23 protein-coding genes (1 of these 23 cut by a window edge) are annotated in these 19,838 nt (G+C 65.7%); 11 read left to right on the top strand and 12 right to left on the bottom strand.

Annotated features, from left to right (window positions below; genetic code table 11):
* Positions 1-9: 9 nt before the first annotated feature.
* Positions 10-837, top strand: a complete 828-nt coding sequence (gene cysE, locus PKE71_RS05670) for a serine O-acetyltransferase (RefSeq protein ID WP_271185996.1) — start codon at positions 10-12, stop codon at positions 835-837.
* A gap of 7 nt (positions 838-844) precedes the next feature.
* Positions 845-1,162, top strand: coding sequence for a hypothetical protein (locus PKE71_RS05675; protein ID WP_271185997.1), 318 nt, complete (start codon positions 845-847; stop codon positions 1,160-1,162).
* Here PKE71_RS05675 and PKE71_RS05680 read toward each other — a convergent pair.
* Both PKE71_RS05680 and PKE71_RS05685 read right to left on the bottom strand, forming a co-directional pair.
* Complete coding sequence (locus PKE71_RS05680; protein ID WP_271185998.1) at positions 1,159-1,443, bottom strand: type II toxin-antitoxin system RelE/ParE family toxin; 285 nt, start codon at positions 1,441-1,443, stop codon at positions 1,159-1,161. The genes PKE71_RS05675 and PKE71_RS05680 overlap by 4 nt on opposite strands.
* Positions 1,424-1,702: a type II toxin-antitoxin system ParD family antitoxin gene (locus PKE71_RS05685; protein WP_271185999.1), complete on the bottom strand. Its 279-nt coding sequence runs from the start codon at positions 1,700-1,702 to the stop codon at positions 1,424-1,426. The genes PKE71_RS05680 and PKE71_RS05685 overlap by 20 nt, the downstream gene beginning before the upstream one ends.
* Before the next feature lie 170 nt (positions 1,703-1,872).
* Between PKE71_RS05685 and PKE71_RS05690 the strand changes: the two genes are divergently transcribed.
* From PKE71_RS05690 to PKE71_RS05715, 6 genes are all read left to right on the top strand, one after another.
* Entirely contained in the window at positions 1,873-2,097 is a 225-nt protein-coding gene (locus PKE71_RS05690) for a DUF3126 family protein (RefSeq protein WP_271186000.1), read from the top strand.
* Positions 2,094-2,873 (top strand): ATP-binding cassette domain-containing protein, encoded by a 780-nt coding sequence (locus PKE71_RS05695; RefSeq protein WP_271186001.1) that lies wholly within the window; start codon positions 2,094-2,096, stop codon positions 2,871-2,873. The genes PKE71_RS05690 and PKE71_RS05695 overlap by 4 nt, the downstream gene beginning before the upstream one ends.
* Before the next feature lie 178 nt (positions 2,874-3,051).
* The gene (locus PKE71_RS05700) at positions 3,052-4,611 is read left to right on the top strand and encodes an ABC transporter permease/substrate-binding protein (protein ID WP_271186002.1); all 1,560 of its coding nucleotides are present in this window, start codon (positions 3,052-3,054) and stop codon (positions 4,609-4,611) included.
* Positions 4,611-5,108 carry a hypothetical protein gene (locus PKE71_RS05705; RefSeq protein WP_271186003.1) on the top strand — a complete coding sequence of 166 codons (498 nt, stop codon included), beginning with the start codon at positions 4,611-4,613 and terminating at the stop codon, positions 5,106-5,108. Before PKE71_RS05700 ends, PKE71_RS05705 begins: the two co-directional genes overlap by 1 nt.
* 200 nt (positions 5,109-5,308) lie before the next feature.
* Positions 5,309-7,753 (top strand): sensor histidine kinase, encoded by a 2,445-nt coding sequence (locus PKE71_RS05710; protein WP_271186004.1) that lies wholly within the window; start codon positions 5,309-5,311, stop codon positions 7,751-7,753.
* Positions 7,750-8,202, top strand: coding sequence for a response regulator (locus PKE71_RS05715; RefSeq protein ID WP_271186005.1), 453 nt, complete (start codon positions 7,750-7,752; stop codon positions 8,200-8,202). Before PKE71_RS05710 ends, PKE71_RS05715 begins: the two co-directional genes overlap by 4 nt.
* Here PKE71_RS05715 and PKE71_RS05720 read toward each other — a convergent pair.
* A complete protein-coding gene (locus tag PKE71_RS05720; protein ID WP_271186006.1) occupies positions 8,199-8,867 on the bottom strand; it encodes a 3'-5' exonuclease in 669 nt (222 codons plus the stop codon). The genes PKE71_RS05715 and PKE71_RS05720 overlap by 4 nt on opposite strands.
* A gap of 126 nt (positions 8,868-8,993) precedes the next feature.
* Positions 8,994-9,758, bottom strand: coding sequence for a PhoH family protein (locus tag PKE71_RS05725; RefSeq protein ID WP_271186007.1), 765 nt, complete (start codon positions 9,756-9,758; stop codon positions 8,994-8,996).
* A 288-nt stretch (positions 9,759-10,046) separates the two neighbouring features.
* Between PKE71_RS05725 and PKE71_RS05730 the strand changes: the two genes are divergently transcribed.
* Entirely contained in the window at positions 10,047-10,577 is a 531-nt protein-coding gene (locus PKE71_RS05730; RefSeq protein ID WP_271186008.1) for a gamma carbonic anhydrase family protein, read from the top strand.
* A gap of 104 nt (positions 10,578-10,681) precedes the next feature.
* Here PKE71_RS05730 and PKE71_RS05735 read toward each other — a convergent pair whose 3' ends face one another.
* The 3 genes from PKE71_RS05735 to PKE71_RS05745 all read right to left on the bottom strand — a co-directional run bounded on the left by PKE71_RS05735 (position 10,682) and on the right by PKE71_RS05745 (position 12,562).
* Positions 10,682-11,182: a DUF4339 domain-containing protein gene (locus PKE71_RS05735; protein WP_271186009.1), complete on the bottom strand. Its 501-nt coding sequence runs from the start codon at positions 11,180-11,182 to the stop codon at positions 10,682-10,684.
* Positions 11,183-11,320: 138 nt separating this feature from the next.
* On the bottom strand, positions 11,321-11,944 hold the full coding sequence (locus tag PKE71_RS05740; protein ID WP_271186010.1) for a PilZ domain-containing protein: 624 nt from the start codon (positions 11,942-11,944) through the stop codon (positions 11,321-11,323).
* 57 nt (positions 11,945-12,001) lie between these two features.
* On the bottom strand, positions 12,002-12,562 hold the full coding sequence (locus PKE71_RS05745; RefSeq protein ID WP_271186011.1) for a PAS domain-containing protein: 561 nt from the start codon (positions 12,560-12,562) through the stop codon (positions 12,002-12,004).
* A gap of 195 nt (positions 12,563-12,757) precedes the next feature.
* On the opposite strand from PKE71_RS05745, the gene PKE71_RS05750 reads away from it, so the two are divergent.
* Positions 12,758-13,648 carry a hypothetical protein gene (locus PKE71_RS05750; protein WP_271186012.1) on the top strand — a complete coding sequence of 297 codons (891 nt, stop codon included), beginning with the start codon at positions 12,758-12,760 and terminating at the stop codon, positions 13,646-13,648.
* Positions 13,649-14,750: 1,102 nt separating this feature from the next.
* Here PKE71_RS05750 and hfaD read toward each other — a convergent pair.
* The 3 genes from hfaD to hfaA are packed head-to-tail and all read right to left on the bottom strand — an operon-like array spanning position 14,751 to position 17,323.
* Positions 14,751-15,989 (bottom strand): holdfast anchor protein HfaD, encoded by a 1,239-nt coding sequence (gene hfaD / locus PKE71_RS05755; protein WP_271186013.1) that lies wholly within the window; start codon positions 15,987-15,989, stop codon positions 14,751-14,753.
* Positions 15,904-16,911: a holdfast anchoring protein HfaB gene (gene hfaB / locus PKE71_RS05760; RefSeq protein WP_455363897.1), complete on the bottom strand. Its 1,008-nt coding sequence runs from the start codon at positions 16,909-16,911 to the stop codon at positions 15,904-15,906. Before hfaB ends, hfaD begins: the two co-directional genes overlap by 86 nt.
* On the bottom strand, positions 16,892-17,323 hold the full coding sequence (gene hfaA, locus PKE71_RS05765; protein WP_271186015.1) for a holdfast anchoring protein HfaA: 432 nt from the start codon (positions 17,321-17,323) through the stop codon (positions 16,892-16,894). The genes hfaB and hfaA overlap by 20 nt, the downstream gene beginning before the upstream one ends.
* Before the next feature lie 162 nt (positions 17,324-17,485).
* Here hfaA and PKE71_RS05770 point away from each other — a divergent pair, with 162 nt between their 5' ends.
* Positions 17,486-18,127 (top strand): rhomboid family intramembrane serine protease, encoded by a 642-nt coding sequence (locus tag PKE71_RS05770; protein WP_271186016.1) that lies wholly within the window; start codon positions 17,486-17,488, stop codon positions 18,125-18,127.
* A 4-nt stretch (positions 18,128-18,131) separates the two neighbouring features.
* Here the strand turns inward: PKE71_RS05770 and PKE71_RS05775 are convergent, their stop codons facing one another.
* Both PKE71_RS05775 and PKE71_RS05780 read right to left on the bottom strand, forming a co-directional pair.
* Positions 18,132-18,755 carry a GDYXXLXY domain-containing protein gene (locus tag PKE71_RS05775; RefSeq protein ID WP_271186017.1) on the bottom strand — a complete coding sequence of 208 codons (624 nt, stop codon included), beginning with the start codon at positions 18,753-18,755 and terminating at the stop codon, positions 18,132-18,134.
* Positions 18,752-19,838 carry the 3' portion of a DUF2157 domain-containing protein gene (locus tag PKE71_RS05780; RefSeq protein WP_271186018.1) on the bottom strand. Its footprint extends 230 nt past the window's final position, so 1,087 of the gene's 1,317 nt are visible here — the last part of the coding sequence; the start codon falls outside the window, past its right edge; it ends in the stop codon at positions 18,752-18,754. The genes PKE71_RS05775 and PKE71_RS05780 overlap by 4 nt, the downstream gene beginning before the upstream one ends.

Genomic DNA, 19,838 nt, shown 5'->3' on the forward strand with positions numbered 1-19,838 from the left:
GAGAGAGCGATGTCGCTCACCAATGTCGAAACCGCGGTCGACGCCCGTACAGGGGTGGACAAGCTCTGGGCGCGCTTGCGCGTCGAAGCCGCCTCGGCGGCCGCCGAGGAGCCGATCCTCGCCAGCTTCCTGAACGCGGCCATTCTGCGCCACGACAAGTTTGCCCATGCGCTGGCCTATCGTATCGCTTCGAAGATGGCAGACGCCCAGCTCGATTCCATGCTGGCCCGCGATGTCGCCGAAGAGGCCATTGAGGGCGATCCGCAGATCGTCGCCCAGGCGGCCGCCGACATGATCGCGGTCGACGAGCGCGACCCCGCCTGTCTCTCGCTGCTGCAGCCCTTCCTTTATTTCAAGGGCTACCACGCCCTGCAGGCCCACCGCATCGCCCACTGGCTGTGGAAGCAGGGCCGGCAGACCCTGGCTTTCCACCTGCAGAGCCGGGTCGGCGAACGCTTCGGCCTCGATATCCACCCCGCCGCCCGGATCGGCAGCGGCGTGATGTTCGACCATGCCACCTCGGTCGTGATCGGCGAGACCGCCGTGGTCGGCGATGATTGCTCCATCCTGCACGAGGTGACACTCGGCGGCACGGGTGCGGCCCATGAAGACCGTCACCCGAAAATCGGCAAGGGCGTGCTGATCGGCGCCGGTGCCCGCGTGCTGGGCAATATCGCGGTGGGTGACGGTGCCCGGATCGCGGCGGGCTCGGTGGTGCTGGAACCGGTTCCGGCCGGCTGCACCGTGGCCGGTGTGCCGGCCAGGATTGTCGGCAAATGCGCCTGCAAGGAGCCGGCAAAGAGCATGGACCAGAGCCTGCCCCAGGGCTCCGGCTGAGCGTCTCGTGGCGATCGACTATGCCGGACACTGCCGTCTGTCGGTGGCTGAAGCGCGGATGCGTATCGCCGAGGCCCGGCAGGCGCATCCGGACTGGTTCGATTTTCCCTTCCGTCTGACAGAGCCCCGCGCCCTGCGGAATTTCGACGCCGAGATCGCCCGCGAATTCGGCATCGAGGCAAAGAGCCGCTTCACCCTGTTCGTGCAGGACAAGGAGAAGCTGGACGGTCTTGAGGACGCGCTGGACTATCTCTATGCCCTGTTCGGTCCGGACAATCTGGTCCTGACCTGGGGACTGGACACCATCCGTCCGCCGCGCGGCTAGGCGTCGTCTGGAAGCTGGCGTTCATGGAGTAGCCTGAGGACGTGGATCGTGTCGTCCTCGATCGTGTAGATGGCGTAGTGACTTCTTATGCTCAATGCCCGCCTGTTTGGGGGAAGCTGGTGTGAGCGGCGGCCAACGCGCGGGAAGTGTTTCAGCTGCTCAAGCGCCGTGATGATTTCGTCGATGTACTGAACAGCCTTCGGCTCACCGAAATGCGCGCATGTGTATGAGAATATCCTGTCGAGATCTGTTCGGGCTTGGCTACTCAGACGGAGTTTCACGGCGTTTTGTCCCGGTAACATCCTCGAAAAGCTTGTCGAAATCCGCCTTCGAGCTCAGCTCGGTAAACTGCCCCGCCTCGATCTCGGCTTCGGCGACGGCGAGCATGGATCTCAGGTCTTCCAGCTTGCGCTGGTTCTCCTGGTCGCGCCGGATCAGGTCGCGGACATATTCGCTCTCGTTGGAATAGCGGCCCTTGGCCAGCTGTTCGGCAATCCACTGGCCCATCTCGTCGGGCATCGACACGGTCTTGCGGATCATGGGCTTGCTCCTTTGCGGCGAGCCTACCATGTATGAATAGTTCATACGACCGCCGCCCGGGGCCGCATAGCCCGGTCCTGCGCACCTTCGCCAACACCCGCTGACTGGACGTGAGCCCCCTTTGTGGGGTTAGTTGGCGCGAACTTCGAATCCCGACCGGAGAAATCCCCGTGAACAAGAACATGACGCAACTCGAAGCGGCCAAGCTTCAGATGTTCCTCCAGGCCAAGCTGAACCCCGAACTGGTCGTGCAGTGCCGCAACCGTCCGGACGAGTGCGCCGAAATCCACATTGCCGACGAATGCTTGGGCGTGGTCTCGAAGATCATCGATGAGGGCGAGACGTCCTATTCCTTCGAAATCACCATCCTGGACATCGACCTGGAAGATCTTTGATCGATCCGGCGCGCCCCGTTCTCGATATCCGGGCGGTCTGCAAGACCTATCCCGGCGGTGTCGAGGCCGTGCGGCGCGTCTCGCTCCAGGTCGGGCGCGGCGAATTGCTGGCCCTGGCGGGCGAGTCCGGCTGCGGCAAGACCACCGTGCTGAAAATGATCAACCGCCTGGAGGATGCTTCGGGCGGTTTGATTTTTTACGAGGGCGAGGATATCGCCGGGCGCGACCCGGTCGCGCTGCGCCGCGAGATCGGCTGGGTGATGCAGGGCGACGGCCTGTTTCCGCACCTCACCGTGCGCGAGAATGTCGCCATCATTCCCCGGCTGCTCGGATGGACCGCCGACGAGATTGGCGACCGCGTCGTTGAAATGCTGGACTTGGTTCGGCTACCGATCATCGAGTACGCAGACCGCTATCCGGCCGAACTGTCCGGCGGCCAGCGGCAGCGCGTCGGCTTCGCACGGGCCCTGGCGGGACGGCCGGACCTCCTCTTGATGGACGAGCCCTTCAGCGCGCTCGATCCGATCACGCGCGACACCCTGCAGCAGGAATTCCGAAGTCTTCAGGCCGAGCTGGGCTTCAGCGCCGTAATGGTCACGCACGATATGGCAGAAGCGCTGATCATGGCCGACCGGATCGCGGTGATGGCCGATGGCGAGATCGTCCAGCACGGCACACCGTCGGAGCTCCTTGCGAATCCGGCCAGCGATTATGTCTCCGGCCTGCTGGAAACCCCGCGCCGCCAGATGCGGGCGATCCGGGAGCTCGGCGCATGAGGGAGATGCGTCGGCTGCTCTTGTCCTTCCCCTTGATGGGGAAGGGGGACCGCGCCGCAAGCGTGGTGGATGGGGTGACCTCGGCTGGAGCCAGAAAGCGCTTTGCGCTTTCACCCCTTCCGACCCGAAGCTCTGCTTCGGTCCACCTTCCCCGTCGAGGGGAAGGACGGAGCGCAGCATGAACGCCAATTTCGCCGAGCGCCTGGCCGAGTTGCCGCAATACCTGTCGGCCCATGTCGTGCTGTCGATGTGCGCCTTGCTGGCGGGGATCGTGCTGAGCATTCCGCTGGGTATCCAGGCCGCCCGGCGGCCACGGCTCGCAGCCGCGACGCTCAATGCTGCCAGCGTGATCCAGACGATTCCCGGTCTGGCGTTGCTGGCGCTGATGGTGCCGCTGCTGGGCGGGCGGATCGGCTTTTTGCCGGCCTTCATCGCGCTGATGCTCTATTCGGTGCTGCCGATCCTGCGCAACACGATTGTCGGTCTGCAGGGTATCGAGCCGCAGATCCGCGAAGCCGCGCGCGGTATCGGGCTGACCGACCGCCAGCGCCTGTGGCAGATCGAACTGCCGCTGGCCCTGCCGGTCATCGTCGCCGGATTGCGTACGGCGACGGTCTGGGTGGTGGGTGCGGCAACGCTGGCAACACCCGTCGGCGCAACGAGCCTGGGCAATTACATCTTCGCCGGCCTGCAGACGCGCAACTGGCTGTCGGTCCTGTTCGGCTGCGTGTTCGCGGCCGGGCTCGCCATCGTGCTCGACCAGGCCATCCGCCTGCTGGAGATCGCGACCCGCGACCGGCGGCGCGGCCTCGCCATCGGAGTGGGCGTCTTCCTTGCCGTTCTCGTTGCGGCGTCCATCGCGCCCCGCTTCGTGCCGCCGGGGCAGGCCGGGACTGTCGCCGCCGGCGAATCCCCCGGCGCTGTCCAGAACATTGCCGGCCAGACTGTGACGATCGGCTCCAAGGCCTTCACCGAGCAGTACATTCTCGGCGCCCTGATGCAGCGCAGGCTGGAAGAGGCGGGGGCCCGGGTGGTCCGCCGCGACAATCTCGGCTCGACCATCGCGTTCGATGCCCTGCGCAGCGGCGAGATCGATGTCTATATCGATTATACCGGCACGATCTGGGCGACGGTGATGAACCGGTCCGAACCGGCCGGCCGATACCGCATGTTCACCGAGATGTCGGCCTGGCTGTGGGTCGAGCACGGCATCCTCACCCTGGGGCGGCTGGGCTTCGAGAATGCCTATGGTTTTGCCGTCAGCCGCGAATTTTCCGAAGCCCAAGGCGTGGACAGTCTTGACGATCTGTCCGCCATTGCCGGGGATCTGACTGTGGGCGGCGACCCGGAAGTCTTCGCCCGGTCGGAATGGACCGCGACGCGCGATGTCTATGGTCTGGGCGCAGCCCGCACACGTTCGATGGACAACACCTTCCTGTATGCCGCCGCGCACGACGGGCAGGTGGATGTGATCACCGCCTACACGACGGACGGGCGAATCGCGGCGTTCGACCTGACCGTGCTCGACGATCCGCGCGGTGTGCTGCCGCCCTATGATGCGGTGATCCTGGTGTCACCGCAGGCGGCTCAACGGCCCGGGCTTGCCGCTGCGCTGGGGCCGCTGGTCGGCGCCATTGACGATGATGCCATGCGCGAGGCCAATCGGCGGGTCGATCTCGACGGGGACACGCCCGCCGGGGCGGCGGCCTGGCTGGATGAACGAATCGCGGAGCAATGATGAGCGGGTTTTATGCCCATGGCCGTCTTCAGGATGCCGAATGGCTGATGCGCGCCTGCATGATTCTCAATCGCGACCGGCCGTCCCATGCCGATCCGGTGGATGAGGACACGCCGCTGAACCAGGTCTATGCGCGCCAGTCGGCCGAGTTCGAGGACCTGCTCGCCCAGATCGATCCGGAAGGCGATATCGATCGCGGCATTTTCCCGGTGCTGGCCTTCTTCACGGCGTCCGAAGGCTGGCCGGTGGATATCATCTTCGCCATCGTTGCGGCCCTGGGCGTCTGGCTCTTCCTGCCCGACTGGTATGGCGTGGCCAACTACGTTGCCTATCTGGCGATCGCGGGCTTCGTGGCGATCCAGTATCTGCGGGCCCGCCGCCGCCGCGAACGCGCCCGGGCGGAAATGATCCGCCTGCGTCTCGATCCGGAGAAAGAGCATCCGCTGACGCTGCGCATACTGGTGCGCTATCGCAGGCTGCCCGTGACACTGCATTGAGCAGAGTCCCATTGGCGCTTTTCATTTCAATAACCTGGTCTTGTAGCCGGATTGCATGACCCGCCGAGGGGTGTAAGGTTCGGAAGTGAAACCAGCGGGATGCGGGACGAGAGAACGGACCGCTGACCGGAACGTTCTCTGGGCCTGTCTTGCTCGACGGGACACGGGAATGCTCGTTGCGACCGGCGGAAGGACCGTTCATGGACCTGGCAGCGCCCTTTGACGCTCGCACACGGCTCGGGCTTGTCCTGCCGATGCTGGTTGTCGTTGTGGTCGGGATTGCCGTCACGGCCGTGACGGCCGGCCGGTCGCAGGATGTCCGCCACCAGGCACTCCAACGGTTCAGTCAGGCAGAAGCGAACAATACCGCCCGCATCCTGTCCCTGCGTCTGCAACAGGACGGACATGCGGTCGAACGCATGGGGGCGCGGCTGGCGGTTCGCAACGGGGCGATGCCCGAATCGGAATGGCGCGCCGACGCCGGCGCCTATCTCAGCGACAAGCCATGGCTGCGCGCGCTTTATGTCGCGGATGAAACCGGCGTGCAGTGGGTCGAACCGGAAGGCGGGCCGGCCGTGGCCGGACTGGTGGGGGCGCCGGGCGGGCCGGGCCGGAGCGATATGTCACAGTCCGGCATGCTGGGAAGGCTGCACGCTGGCGCCGTCGCGCGGTTCGAGGATGGCTCCGACGGCATGATGGCCTACTACCCGTTTGCCGACGGGACCGGCAGGGTCCGGGTTCTGGTCGCCCTGTTCGATATCGCCGCCATGTTGCGGGCCAGCCGCCCGGCCCGTGACGAGGACTTCGATGTCGCGCTGACGGCTTCGCCTGACGGGCCGCGTCTTGCCGGCTCGGGCCGGGCCGTCGATCCCGGGACGTCCTATCGCGCGTCCGCCCCGGTCGCGACCAGCTATGAGGTCGGCTGGACGCTTCACTCAGCGCCGACCGTGTCCTTTGCCCGGCGGATGCATCCGCGCACCGGACTGGGCGTCTGGATGTCGGGCATCGGCCTGACGCTGCTGGGTGCATCGCTTGCCTTCATGGCCCAGCTCGCGCGGCGCCAGGCCGTGCGGCTGGCGGATGTCGATGCGGTCCGCCGGACAAGCGAGCAGCGCTATAATCTCGTCGTGCGCGGCATGGCGGTGGGCGTCTGGGACTGGGGCATACGTGACAACACGCTCGGCTGGTCGCCCAACGCGATGCGCATGCTGGGCCTGCCGCCGGACTACAAGGTCGCCGACGCCAGTTTCTTCTTCGACCGGATACACCCGGACGACCAGCCCGCGGTCCGCGAAGCCGTAGAGGCGCACTTCGAAATGGGCGAGCCCTATGCGCCGAATTTCCGGATGCGGCATGAAAGCGGGCATTTCGTCTGGTGTCATGCGACGGGACAGGTGCTGCTGGACGAGACTGGCGAACCTGTCCGCATGGCCGGCTCGATCGAGGATATCACCGAGGAGCGCGCCGCCGAGGAGGCCCGCAACCGGTCCGAACGCCGCCTGCGCGCGGTCACGCAGAGTGCGGTCGATGCCGTGCTCACGACCAATGCCCAGGGCATCATCGAGGAAGCGAACCCGGCCTGCGAACGCGTTTTCGGATACCGGCCGGACGAGCTGGTGGGCAGCAATATCCGTATCCTCACGCCCACCGAGCACCGCCGCAAGCACGATTATTACATCAAGCACTACATCGAGACCGGCGACAGCGACATCGTCGGCAAGGTGCGGGAAGTCTATGGGGTGCACCGGGACGGGCATGCGATTCCCATCGAACTGGCGGTGACCGAATACAAGGCCGGCGACGACCGGATCTTCATCGCCACGGCGCGCGACCTGTCGGCGCGCAAGGCGGGCGAGGCGGAGCGCGAAGCCTTCATCGCCCGCCTCGAACAGACCAATGCCGAGCTGGAACGCTTCAGTTTCGCCGCCTCACACGATCTGCGAGAGCCCTTGCGCATGATCGGCAATTTCTCGCAGATGCTGCTGCGCAAGCATGCCGGCCAGCTGGACGAAGACGCCCGCAAGGCGGTGGAGATCTGTGCCGGTTCGGCGCAGCGCATGCAGGCCCTGCTGGACGATTTGATCTCCTTTTCGCGGGCGAGCGATGATCTCGGCCAGATCGAGACCTTCATCCCCGTCGACATGATCGAACTGGCCCGGCAGAATCTGGCTGAGGATTTCGAGAGCAGCGGGGCGAGTCTGGAAACGGTTCATCTACCGGCGAAACTGCGGACGAATCCCACCCGGTTTTCCCGGGTCTTCCAGAACCTGATCGCCAACTCGATCAAATACGCCAAGGACGGTGAGACGCCGAAGATCCAGATATCCGCGGCCCCCTATGAGCAGGGCTGGCTGTTCACCCTGTCGGACAAGGGAATCGGCATGCGTCCGGAGTATTGCGAGCAGATATTCGAGCCATTCAAACGACTTCACCCGGCGTCGAAGTATTCGGGGACCGGAATGGGGCTCGCGATCTGCCGCAAGATCGTCAACAATGCCGGAGGGCGGATCTGGGCCGAATCCGAACTGGGCGAGGGCAGCCGGTTCTACGTTTACTGGCCTGAGGCCCCGCAGGATCCGGATGCCGCCGGTACGGCGCACACAGCCGGCACGGACGATTCGGTGTCCGAAGGAGAGAATGCATGACGGGGTCTGCCAAACTGGCCGATATTCTTCTGGTCGAGGACAATGACGACGATGTCTATCTGACGCGCATGGCGTTCGAGGACAGTGCCTTCGACAGCGCGATCCACGTCGTCAATGACGGCGAGAAGGCGCTCGATTTTCTCTACCGGCGTGGCGATTACAGCGATTGCCCGGTGCCGGACCTGATCCTGCTGGACCTCAACCTGCCCAAGCTGAACGGTATCCAGATACTGGAAACCCTGAAGTCGGACGAGACGCTGTCGGTGATCCCGGTGGTCATGCTGACCAGTTCCAGGGCCGAGCGTGACGTGCTGGAAAGCTACCGCCACCACGCCAGCGGCTATGTGTCCAAACCGTCCGAATTCTCCCGCCTGGTCGATATCGTCCAGGCGATTCGCGACTTCTGGTTCTCCAGCGTGATCCTGCCGCGGCCGGGCGTCAGCGGTTAATCCTGACCCTCTCGCCCTGCCTGCGCCGCGATCCGCGCCTGCAGCGCGCGGTAGAGCGCCAGATTCCACTCGGCTCCGCTCAGTCCGGTATGCTCCAGCGGATCGCTGGTCTCGGCCTCAAGGCCGAGCGCGCCGGCCACATCGGCATTCATCATGTCCGGAATCCCCGCGCCCCAGGCCAGCGAGGGCAGGTCGAGCAGGAAATAGGTGAAGTGATCGCGGAAGCTTTCCCCGTGCTGTTGCAGCAGGGCGTCAAGGAAATTGCGGTCGAACCAGGCATTATAGGCTGTGAACAGCATGGTCCGTCCGCCTGACGCTTCGGCATGGAAAGCCAGGAAGCGCTCGACCGCATCCGCTTCGCTGAGAGCCCCCAGTCCGGTCCAGCGCTCTTCGTCGAACCCGTTGATGCTGCGCACGAATTCCGTTGCCCTTTCGGGGTGGTCGGGATGGATGCGGATGAAGAAGCGCCCCAGCTCATTGCCGTCCAGATCAGTATAGATCGCACCGAGATCGATCATCTCGTGATGCCCGGCTTCCAGCCCGGTGGTCTCCACATCGACGATGGCCAGCCCCCAGGCCTCGCGATTCTCCTGCGGCGGAAACTCGCCCTGGGCCAGGGCCGGCGCGGTGGCGAGGAGGAAGGCGGCAATCAGGCTGCGGATCATGGTCTGTGTCCCGTTTTTTCGATCGGCGCCGAGATTAGCGGTCTGCCGCGACAAAGCCATGACCGGACATGAAAACGGCGCGATGCAAGGCACATCGCGCCGTCTCCAGTCGCACTGTCTTGTCTGTCAGAGCACGGTCAGCATGGTGGCGACCAGCGGGTGGCGGACAATGTCCTTGGCCTCCAGCCGGCATACGGCAATGTCTTCCAGCGGCTCCATCTTGTCGGCGATCTGTGCCAGGCCCGACATTTCCGGCAGCAGGTCCGACTGGGCCGGGTCGCCCGTGACGACCATGGTGGAGTTCCAGCCCAGGCGGGTGAGCAGCATCTTCAGCTGGCCGTAGGTGCAGTTCTGCGCCTCGTCGACCACCACGAAGGCATTGTTCAGCGTGCGGCCGCGCATATAGCCGATCGGCGCGATCTCGATCAGGCCTTCCGCCATCATCGCCTTCAGCTTCTTCGGGCTCAGCCGGTCGGCCAGCGCGTCGTAGAGCGGCCGCAGGTAGGGGGCGAGCTTCTCTTCCATCGCACCGGGCAGGAAGCCGATCGATTCGCCGGCCTCCACCGCGGGGCGGGACAGGACGATCCGGCTGACCGCGCCCGATTCGAGCGCTTCCACCCCTTTGGCGACGGCCAGGAAGGTCTTGCCTGTCCCCGCCGGGCCGAGCGCCAGGACGAGATTGTGGGTGTCGATCGACGACATCAGCTTGGCCTGGCCGTCCGAGCGCGGTTTGACATTCTTGGTGAAGCGCTGGTCGCGCATCGGTTCCTTGTCGTCCGGGGTCCAGCTGGTACCCGGGAAGAGGGCACGCACCTTGTCCTGTTCGTTATGATAGTGGGCGGTATTGAATTCACCTGCACGCTGGCGGCGTTTGACGTTACGCTTACCCATGACGGGGACCTCCACACATGAAAAACCCCTCGGCCGGGCGGCGAGGGGCGAAGAAACGGGGCACGGAAGACAGTGCAGGGGACACGCGGGGTTCGGTGGAAAACCGACCGGTTCCTGGCGGGCTGGGTCGAGGAGCGGTCATGCCGGCTACCCGTTGCCTCCTTGCGTTGCCGAAAGCGAAGCGAGAAAGCGATCTCGAATCGCGCTTACAGTCTGAGTGTAACCCGGTGAAGAAGATCTGAACGAGCGCGTCGTGAAAATTTCACGCAAATAAAGAGGGAGACGGGAATGGCACTCTATGCATTGGGCGATTCGGTTCCGCAGACGCCGGGCGAGGGGGAATACTGGATCGCGCCCGACGCGCAGGTGATGGGGCAGGTCGAACTTCGCCGCAATGCCAGTGTCTGGTACGGCGCCGTGGTGCGAGGCGATGTCGAGGCCATCATCATCGGCGAGGACACTAATGTGCAGGACCTTTCAGTGCTGCACGCCGACTATGGCGTGCCGCTGACCCTGGGCAAGGGGATCACCGTCGGCCACCGCGCCATGCTGCATGGCTGTACGGTCGGCGATTATTCCCTGATCGGGATCGGTGCGACGGTGCTCAATGGCGCGAAGATCGGAAAGAACTGCATCGTTGGCGCCCATACCCTGATCACAGAGGGCAAGGAAATCCCGGACAATTCGCTGGTCGTCGGCGCGCCGGCCCGGGTCATCCGGACACTCGGCGAGGATACCGCCGTGATGCTGAAGGCGTCGGCGGATCACTATGTCGAGAACTGGAAACGCCACGCGACGCAGCTACGCCGGATCGACTGAGTTTCCTCCCCACATCGTGGGGAGGGGGACCCGCCCCCGGGATTCGCCGTAGGCCAACCCGAGCACAGGCATCGCAGGGAAGAAAACGTTGGCAGCCGCGCAGCCTAGTGCGCGCGGCTCCACAGCTCGCGGATATTCTGGTCGGCTTCGCGTCCCAGATTGAACCAGGCGGCGCGGTCGTGCGAGGCGTCGATGACCAGCAGCTTGTCGTCGCGGCCCAGAATATGGCTGAGCTCATTGCGCAGGACGGCCGAGGTGGTCGGGCCGCGCAGCAGCCAGACACCGCCGGTGATCGATTCGAGATCGCCATAGGCCGCCAGCGCGTGGGCAAACTCGGCCGCGTTCTCGGAATGAATCTCGGCGATCACGACAAAATTGGCCGGCCGGGCGCCGGGGGTGACCCGTTTTTCGGGCTGTTTGCGTTGGCCCAGATCTTCAAGCCAGTCACGGAATTCCTCGATATCGCTGGCTTGCGCCCAGATACCGTCCCGGTCGGGCGAGATCTGCGAATGGGCCGCGATCCGGCCTTCGGCAACGAAGGCGCGCATCTGCTGCGGCGTATACGGGCCGTAGACACGGCCTTCGACTTTCACAAACCAGGACATGGTGATTCCGTCATCGCGAGGCATTGGACTTTCTCGCACCCAAACTACTACCGTCTACCCATCCAATACGGCAAGAAACGGGCCAGAGCGGGCCCCGCAGCGTTCGGAGCGCCGGATCCGGCAGACAGAGACTCAAGTTTATGCTGCTTCGGGACCGCTGGTTTTTGCCTGGGGGGGATCGAACACGACCGCGAACCCGTTGTCCAGAATTCGCGCCACCCGTCCTGACATCTCACCGACACGCAGCGGCTCGCCGATCCGGGGGCGCTCAAGGCATTCGAAGGCGGCCCCCGTTACGGAAACGTCCAGCACATTGGCCTGGATGATGACGCCATCGGCCAGCACGATGCGGGCGCGGCCGCGGCCCGGCTTGCGCGGTGCCGTGCGGTCCTCGTCGAGGCCCAGACGGTCCTTGTTGAAACGCCAGGTGATCGCGTCGGCCAGCTTGTCGCGCTTGCGCTGCGGGGCGTTGAACGCGACGGAGAATTCCTCGCCTTCGCGGCGCACAATGCGTCCCTCGATGCGTCCCAGACTGGGAATCATAAGAACGACGCGGGTCTGGTCTGGCGGAACGATACGGGCCATCAGGCGCGCGCCGCCCGGCGAGATATCCAGCAGGCGGCAGGCGTGTTCGCCCTCCATCTCCGTCCAGAAACGGCCATGAAGCTGCAGGGGGACGCGGGCATGCCGGCGGCGCTCCTGGGCGCCACGCGCGGCAATCCTGATCTTCCGGCGGTCCAGTCGGCCCGGCCCGTGATGCATGGTGACATCCTCCTGAGCGGCGCAGGCTAGGCCATAGCCGTTAAGAAGGACTTGCGTTTATTGATCGTTGGCCACCTTGCGCGGCGCGGTTCCGGCATCGCCGAACAGGCCGGCATACAGCTTGTCCCGCTGCAACGGCGGATGCACTTCCTGCAGCACGGTGCGCACGGCCGGCCGGCCGCGCAGCGCCGCGGCGTCGCCGAGCGGCTGGAACAGGCCGAGCGTGCGGTCGATCGCGCCGGACGGGCCGCGCAGGGGCAGGAAGCTGATCTCCACCGGCAGGTCCAGCCGGTCCATCGTCACGGTGCGCGCGATCAGCGAGGCCGGCTCTGTGCCAGTTATGGACGCTTCCAGCACGGCCTGCACATGCGTGCGGTCATGGCTGCGCCACAGCGAGAGGAAATTCTGGTCGCGGAACTCGCGCTGGTAGAGATCGCACAGATGCGTTCCGGCCAGGCGGAAGATGTGATGATCCGGATCGGCACGCCAGAGAATGAAGACGTAACCGAGCATGCGCGCGATATCCTGCGGCTCGATATCGGTGCGGTGCGGCGCGGCACCTCCCTGGCGGCGCGTTTGCCAGTAGGCGTGCAAGGCTTGCGATTGCGCGTGGCGCATCCGTTTCTCCACTCGTCGGTCATCAGGCGGCCCGGCCTGTCCCGGCCCGGAGCGTTGCAGCGGCGAGTTCAATATCGGGGCCATACCCGTCACGGGTGAGAACGGCTGGCGGGCTTTCCCCGCTCGCGCGAGCGGCGGGCCGCGAAAACGGCCCGCGGATTGCATCGGCAGGGGCAGCACGTAAGGAGCAAGCCCATGCGCGTATCAGCCCGGCACGCTTTTCTGATTCCCGCGAGCGCGGCGTTCGCCCTGCTGGCCGCCCCGGCACAGGCCGGTGGAGGCGGTGGTGCGGGCGGTGGCAATTGCTGCACGCCGCCTCCGCCGCCGACCTGCTGCAATCATGGCGGCGGTCATACGGTGAATGTGCCGAACATCAACATCCATGGCGGCAATATCAATGTCGGCGTGAATGTCTCGTCCCGGGTCAATGTGATCACGAATGTGACCACCAATGTGAACGCCTCGGCCAATGCCAATGCGTCGGCCGGTGCGGGTGCCGGTGCGATGACCTTTATCGGTGGCGGCTCCTACACGCCGATGACGACCGCGCCGGCCGCAACCGCGATTACCGGCCTCAACGTGGTCGGGATCGAGGAAGAGGCCGAATACGAATACTACGAGGAAGAGCGCACGCGCTGGGTCGAGGAATGGCGTGTCGTGCGCGCCGTCTGCGTCGACGATGGCGGTACGCCGCATCCGGCCTCCCGCGTCGATGCCGACGAACGCGTCGGGGCGACCTATTCCGGCGAGATCTATCGCTGCATGGCCGGCACGGCGATGCAGGTCACCATCGGCTGGGCCATTGAAGGCGAGTACGACTGGAATGATGCGGCCACGATCGCCTGCCGCAAGGGCGAGGCGCTGCGTCACGAACCGGGCGGCCGCCTTTACTGCGAGGCCCAGGAACAGCGCCGCAACTGCAATGAACGCTCCCTGCTGCGCCGCCACGGTCCGGGCGTGAAGCTCGTCTATATGCGCCGCGAGGAACGTTATACCGAACGCGTGCGCCGCGAAGTGGAACGCGAACGCCGCGAGCGGGTTTCCATGACTCTCATGCTCGACGGGGGCGTCGGCGGCTATCGCTGACATGCCGTCCAAAAATCTCACATGCCCACTCGGCATGCCTGGCCCCGGCTGACCCAGCCGGGGCCTTTTTTTGGGGGGCGAGGCTCGTCTCCCCAAAACACCTCTCCCGTTTTCCCGGCCACCCGCCTTCGCGGGCGCAGGCTTCGGCCCGGCGAAGGCCGGGCGGAGTGCCGGGATCTAGGGGAAGCTCATCGCTTGGAGTGACCCGCGGTTGGTCCCGGATCTGCGGCCCGCTTCTGCGGGCCTTCGTCCGGGAAAAATTTGGAGGGTGGAAGACAGAGTGAGAGCGCCGCACCAAACACCGTCACCCTGACACCCGCTTTCGCGGGCGCAGGCTTCAGTCAGGGCCCAGTTCATAGAGCGCGGTGGTCGCGATCTCGCACTTATCCCGCACATCGCCGCCGCTCAGACCGAGCCCGCCTGGCCAAAATCTCCCTTTACGATCTGGGTCCTGACCTTCGTCAGGATGACGGTGCGTGGGGCCGGGGCCGGAAACTTATCCCCGGCCGCTCAACTGCGCGTATGCTCGTCAGCGGTTTCCGGGATGGGAGGCATGAGCTCAGTCCCTTGTGCCCGGGAGCGTGCGGAGCTCGTCCGCGCCTGGTGGGTGACAGCATCAGGCTCCGGCGTGGCCATCTGCGGGGACACCGGCACAAAGCTCGACCGGCCCGTGCCTGCAGGTTTCGAGACGGGGCCCGCAAGGGACCCGGGTAAATCTCCGCGTGCGGGATGCCTCGGGCATCACCACCAACACTTCAAATCGGACACGATGTCCGCCGTGCATCCCGCACCCCTCTCATCGCTCCAGGGCGCAAGCTCGTGGAGGGTTTCGTGCTGACACGCCTTTCCTCCCCATTTCATGGGGAGGGGGACCCGCGAAGCGGGGGAGGGGCGCCGCGTCAGCGGCGATGTGTCAGCAACAGGCTCCACTGCCTCCCGGCGCTCCGCGCCGGCCCCCCAAAAAGTTTCTGGCGACCCGATGCTGCGCATCGGCCCACTTCCCCACATGTGGGGAAAAAAGAGACCACCACACAAAGAAAACCCCGGACCTCACAACACGAGGCCCGGGGGTTTCTCCACCTCCCCCAACAGGTCGGTGATGCTAGTTCCCGCTATAGGGGGAAACGCTTTGATAGGTCGCTGAATTGCCGATCGCGGTGGCTGTGCCGGACAGGGTGCTGCCGGTGGTCATGCGGCCGGTCACGTTCGAGGTGATCGCGCCGGAATTGGTCTGGTTGTTATTGCCATAGGCCGTTGCGGCACATTCCGAGCAGACATAGGTCGTTGCGGCATTGCCGAAGGCTGTTGCCGAGGCGAAGGCCGCGCCGCCCTGATTGCCGTCAAAGCCGGCCAGGGTGGTGACATTGCCGCTATTGGTCTGGTCCAGGCCCATGAAGGCGTCGGCGCCGAGATTCGAGATGATCGCCGAATTGCCGACCCCTTCGGAGGACACGGCGACCAGGTCGATGTCGAAATCGCCGGCCTGGGCGTAGGCATCGGCGGTCACGGTGCCGGAATTGTCCTGCGTGCCCTGGATATGGGCATAGCCGTTCTCGTTCTGCATCCAGACCGAATTGCCATTGGCGGAGGCTGTCACGGTTTCGGACACGGCCCCGCCACCCGATTCGGCGCGGGCACGGGCAGAGATGCTGCCGCGATTGTCCTGGTCGATATCGGCGACCTGGTCCGGACTCATGTAATAGCCCTGGATCTGCGCCGAATTGCCGTTGGCCGCGCCGAGCACGGTCGCCGCATAGCCCAGCCCGCCGGCCGGCGCGAGGACATAACTGTCGGCGCTGACATCGGCGCCGCTGTCCTGGCGCAGGGCATGATGGTTCTCGCCGCCATAGCTGACCGCGTCATAGGCATTGGCCGAGGCGGTGGCCGAGGTAACCGAGGAAATCGCGTAGGAGCCGATCTCCAGCTCCGCCGTCGCCGAGACGGTCGAACCGTCCTGCGCCGTCTGGTCGATCTCGGCATCCATGCCGTTGTCATTGATCACGCTGGCCGCATTGCCCATCGCGGAGGCGGTGGTGACGGCCGTGCCATGGACGATGCCGGCCCGCGTTGCGGCGCGTGCGTCGACATCGCCGGAGAAGGTCTGTTCCGAGGCGATGTCGTGACGCTCGATCACGTCGACGGTCAGCGCGTTCGCGGATCCGATGGCCGCCATGGTGGCGGCGCCGGCCTCGTCGGTCTCACCCTCGGCGACGACATTGATCGCCGCGTCGAGATTGATCTGGCCGTTCAGGATCTCAGTCGTATCGTCCGCGAAGGTAGCTGCGCACGTGATCGTCGCGGCGCTCATGGCCGTGATCAACAGAAAGGCGCGCTTGGACATTCGTGGTCTCCCTCGAGCCATAGGCCGTGGCGATATCGATACCGCCGGTGACATTGGTGTGGCTGCCGCCGCCGATCGGATCGGAATAGGAACAGGCAGACGAGGCATCGACGCCGTAGAGCTGGGACGAGATTTCCAGCACGGCGCGCTCGATCACCGAGCGCACGGCCAGCTGGACCGGTTCCAGCGAGCGGCCGCCGCCGGACAGGTCGATCACCGCATCGTCCCAGAAGGCGAAGACGCCGGCGGAAATCTCGCGGCCGATGATCTGCTTCTGGTAGGAGATGACGTCGACCGTCTCCATCGTGCGCGTATCGTTCAGGCGCAGGTCCAGGCCGATATTCATCACCCAGGCGCGGCGCGAGAACAGGCCGGTCGGGTCGCTGTCGACGCGGTCGCCGGCCAGAAGGTCGACGCCGTTCGAGCGGATATTGTAGTTCAGCTCGGTGATGCCGCCGACCAGGTGATAGTCGGACCCGGGCAGCGAAGCGGCGTGGATTTCGCGCTGCTGGCCATTGGTGTCGCGGATCAGCTGGTTGTTGGCATAGCGCAGTTCCAGCTCCGACACGGATGTATCGAAACGTTCCACCAGGCGCACACCGGCCTTGGCAAAGGCCGAGATCGCCATCAGCGAGGCGCCCTGGGTCACTGCGGCACCGCCTTCCAGCGAGGCGCGGCCGGTATAGTCGGCCAGGCGGCCCACGGCGATGCGCGGCGAGCGCAGATTATTGGCCCGGGCATAATCGGCCAGGCAGACCAGCGCTTCGGAATAGGGTGTGGGATTGGCGGTTACGGGCGCGCCGCCGATCGGCGTCGCATAGCGGCCGTCCGCGCCGCCGCCATCTCCCGTCGTGGCACAGCCGGTCAGCGCCAGGGCGCCGGCGACCGTTGCGAGAAGGAGCTTAGTCTTGGTCATTGTCAGTGCTCACATTGCCGTTGGCATTGGCGTTGGCGTTGATGTCGCCATTATTGATCTGGGTCGAATTGATGATGACCGTGTTGTACCGGCCCGAGACATTGACGTTCAGCTGGTTGCCGATCGCCGTGGCGCCGGATCCGACACCGCCGCCGAACAGGCCGCCCTCAGACGACACGCCCACGCCGGTCTGGATGACACCGTCGATGATCACGCGATTGCCGGCTTCCGACCGGGCGGCGGCACCGGCACTGGCACCGGCTCCGCTCCAGGCCTGGCTGGAGGTTGCGGTGGTGCGCGAACCGTAGGGGATTTCCCATCCGGCCGTCGTTTCGGCCTGCTGGGCCTGCGCAGCCGACGCCAGAACGGTCACGGCCAGAACGGCAGCGGATGCGGGCGGGAACTTGCGCAGTGTCATATCGTCGTGTCCTTCTAGACGCGTCTCTCGCCCGTGTCGTTGCAACGCGTGTGCCAGCGGGGGAGAGACACCAAGTGCGTTCCCCTGCAGGGGGAATCCGGATCTGTTCAGAATTGGGTAACCCGCCTGGGCCAGTGCGGGACGCCGTCAGGGAGAATTTGTGTGCCGCATCGGGACGCGCCGCGGGCGCCAGTTTTCAATGCCATGCCACCCGCCGTTCTGCTGCTCGCCGGACTGATTCTCGGCGCCGCGCTGCTCGGCTATCTCTCGCCGGAACTCGACCGCTGGATCTTTGCAACTTGCGTGCTGATCGTGGCCGCGCCGGACACGCCATTGCCGGCCCAGCCGCTGGGACATGCCGCGCCCTACCTGCTGCACGTCTTCATCCATTTCGGGCTGTTGCACCTGGCGATGAACATGGCCGTCCTGATCGGCGCCGGGCGGGCTGTCGGCCTGGCCTTCGGAACGGGGCTGAAGGCCTTTGCCGGCTTCATGATCCTGTTCTTCGCCTGTTCGGCCGCCGGCGCCGGGCTGGAATACGCGCTGCACAGCGGGCCGCCGCTGCAGCTGGGCGGCGCGTCGACCGGTGTCTCGGGACTGATTGCGGCGGCCGGCTGGGTAATGGGCGGCTGGCGCGGCATGCTGCGCCTGGCCCTGCCCTGGATCGGGCTGAACCTGGTGATCGCGGTGACCGGGCTCGCCTTTCCGATTCCCGTCAGCTGGGCGGGTCATATCGGCGGCACGCTGGCCGGTGCGATCTTGACGCCGGTGCTGATCGCGCTCTTCGGGCGCCGCGCGCTCTAGCCGCCTACCAGACCGTATCCAGCCGCCGTTCGCCGTCGACCTCGAAGCCCTTGATCAACAGCGCGCCGTCGGCCGGGATGGCGAGGATGAGATTGACGCCGATATCGCCCGTCACATCGCGCAGGCGCAGCCGGTTCTGCAGGGCAATGGCCCGCTCGCGGGAGGCGTAATAGCGCTCGATATTGAAGCTGGCATGGATCCACAGCTCTTCCGGTTCCTCGCGGACGGTGCGGGGCTCGCCGGTCTCCGGACCGGTCTCCCGGGTGAGGGGACGTGAGGCCTCATAGACCTGGCGGACCCGGCCCTGGGCGACCAGGCCGGTGCCGGGATGGGCGGAGTGCAGGGCGACGGGGCGGGCCGTGCCGTCGGGTCCGGTCTCCAGCGTCACCCAGATCCGGTCGCCCTCGGCAAAGCCGTCATCGCCCTCGAGCGCATAGGCGTCCAGCCGGTTCAGGGGCGTGCGGATATTGGCGTAGTGACCGAGCAGGATGTCGCGCGGGTCATAGCCTTCGACGGGAATCAGGACTTCCGGACTGCTGGCGCGGCGCTCCAGGTGGGAGGCCAGAAGGAAGACCAGGAAGCCGCTCATCAGGGCGGCGATCAGGCCGAGGCGGGCAAGGCGGTTCATGACGTCTCTCCCCCAGACTGTGCGGGCGCGGCCGGGCGCTGCTGCCGCCGCTTCCAGCGCCAGACGCCGAAACTCATCGCAAACAGGATCAGACCGCCGACAAGGAAGAACAGCGCAGTATCGAGCAGGCCGCCGAATGTTTCGCCATAGACATAGAGGGTCTGGCCGATGAAGGCCGCGACGCCCACCGTACCCGTCGCACCGGCGCTTTCCCGGCTGCCCTGCAGAATCAGGGCGACGGCACCGGCATAGAAGAGCGCGCCATAGGCCAGCTGCAGCCACCACAGACCGCCAATGCCCGCTGCGGCCAGCAGGTAGGGGGTGACGAAGACGAGGGCGCCGATCGCCGCGAGGCCGGCCGCCGGGCCGGGACGCAGATGCCCGATGGCGAGCCGGGCAAGTAGCAACACGCCGATGGCCGCCATCGCTCCCAGGGATGTGACGAGATAGGTGCTGCCCGAGAGGGCTTCGTCCTGCGGCCCGTCGAACTGGGCCTGCAGCAGCAGCGCCAGCACCATGGTGATAACCGCCATCCAGGCCGCCAGGATGCCGCCGCCGGTCACGCCGCGATCCCGGGCCAGCGCGCCGCCAAGGGCGAGCGCGCCGAAGACCAGTGTTGCCCCGGCATGCAGAGAAATGTCGGCGATATCGAGATGCTGGTCCATCCAGTAGAGGGCATGCCCGGCCCAGAGCGCCAGACCGATGGCGAGCAGGTGCGCCGACGCCCTGGAGCGCAGGCGCACGGCCAGCCAGGCCGTGACCAGCCAGAGCGGCAGATAGCTCCAGATCACGGTGTCGACGAAGGGGTTGAAGATCTCCAGCCCGGCCCAGAGCGCGCCGAGCAGCGTCGCCAGGATCAGGACGGGCCGGGAGGGGATGGCGAAGGCGGTCGCAAGGCCGGCCACGCTCCAGATCAGCACCGCGGTATTGCGGAAGGAGGTCATGTTGAAGGTCTGCGCGGTCAGCAGGATCGCCGCGCCGAACAGCGCCACGCCCAGAAGTGCGAGGGCGTGGCCGAGCGCGCCGGCGCCCCGGTCAAGCGCCCGCCCGGCGCCGGCCATGGCGAGCCAGAGTGCCAGCAGG

Origin of the sequence: Maricaulis virginensis (assembly GCF_027922185.1) — a bacterium.
GTDB lineage: Bacteria > Pseudomonadota > Alphaproteobacteria > Caulobacterales > Maricaulaceae > Maricaulis > Maricaulis virginensis.

Coding starts and splice junctions, on each gene's coding strand:
- cysE (WP_271185996.1), top strand. CDS start 10: ATGTCGCTCACCAATGTCGAAACCGCGGTCGACGCCCGTACAGGGGTG.
- PKE71_RS05685 (WP_271185999.1), bottom strand. CDS start 1,702: ATGATCCGCAAGACCGTGTCGATGCCCGACGAGATGGGCCAGTGGATT.
- PKE71_RS05700 (WP_271186002.1), top strand. CDS start 3,052: ATGAACGCCAATTTCGCCGAGCGCCTGGCCGAGTTGCCGCAATACCTG.
- PKE71_RS05705 (WP_271186003.1), top strand. CDS start 4,611: ATGAGCGGGTTTTATGCCCATGGCCGTCTTCAGGATGCCGAATGGCTG.
- PKE71_RS05710 (WP_271186004.1), top strand. CDS start 5,309: ATGGACCTGGCAGCGCCCTTTGACGCTCGCACACGGCTCGGGCTTGTC.
- PKE71_RS05715 (WP_271186005.1), top strand. CDS start 7,750: ATGACGGGGTCTGCCAAACTGGCCGATATTCTTCTGGTCGAGGACAAT.
- PKE71_RS05720 (WP_271186006.1), bottom strand. CDS start 8,867: ATGATCCGCAGCCTGATTGCCGCCTTCCTCCTCGCCACCGCGCCGGCC.
- PKE71_RS05725 (WP_271186007.1), bottom strand. CDS start 9,758: ATGGGTAAGCGTAACGTCAAACGCCGCCAGCGTGCAGGTGAATTCAAT.
- PKE71_RS05730 (WP_271186008.1), top strand. CDS start 10,047: ATGGCACTCTATGCATTGGGCGATTCGGTTCCGCAGACGCCGGGCGAG.
- PKE71_RS05735 (WP_271186009.1), bottom strand. CDS start 11,182: ATGTCCTGGTTTGTGAAAGTCGAAGGCCGTGTCTACGGCCCGTATACG.
- PKE71_RS05740 (WP_271186010.1), bottom strand. CDS start 11,944: ATGCATCACGGGCCGGGCCGACTGGACCGCCGGAAGATCAGGATTGCC.
- PKE71_RS05745 (WP_271186011.1), bottom strand. CDS start 12,562: ATGCGCCACGCGCAATCGCAAGCCTTGCACGCCTACTGGCAAACGCGC.
- PKE71_RS05750 (WP_271186012.1), top strand. CDS start 12,758: ATGCGCGTATCAGCCCGGCACGCTTTTCTGATTCCCGCGAGCGCGGCG.
- hfaD (WP_271186013.1), bottom strand. CDS start 15,989: ATGTCCAAGCGCGCCTTTCTGTTGATCACGGCCATGAGCGCCGCGACG.
- hfaA (WP_271186015.1), bottom strand. CDS start 17,323: ATGACACTGCGCAAGTTCCCGCCCGCATCCGCTGCCGTTCTGGCCGTG.
- PKE71_RS05775 (WP_271186017.1), bottom strand. CDS start 18,755: ATGAACCGCCTTGCCCGCCTCGGCCTGATCGCCGCCCTGATGAGCGGC.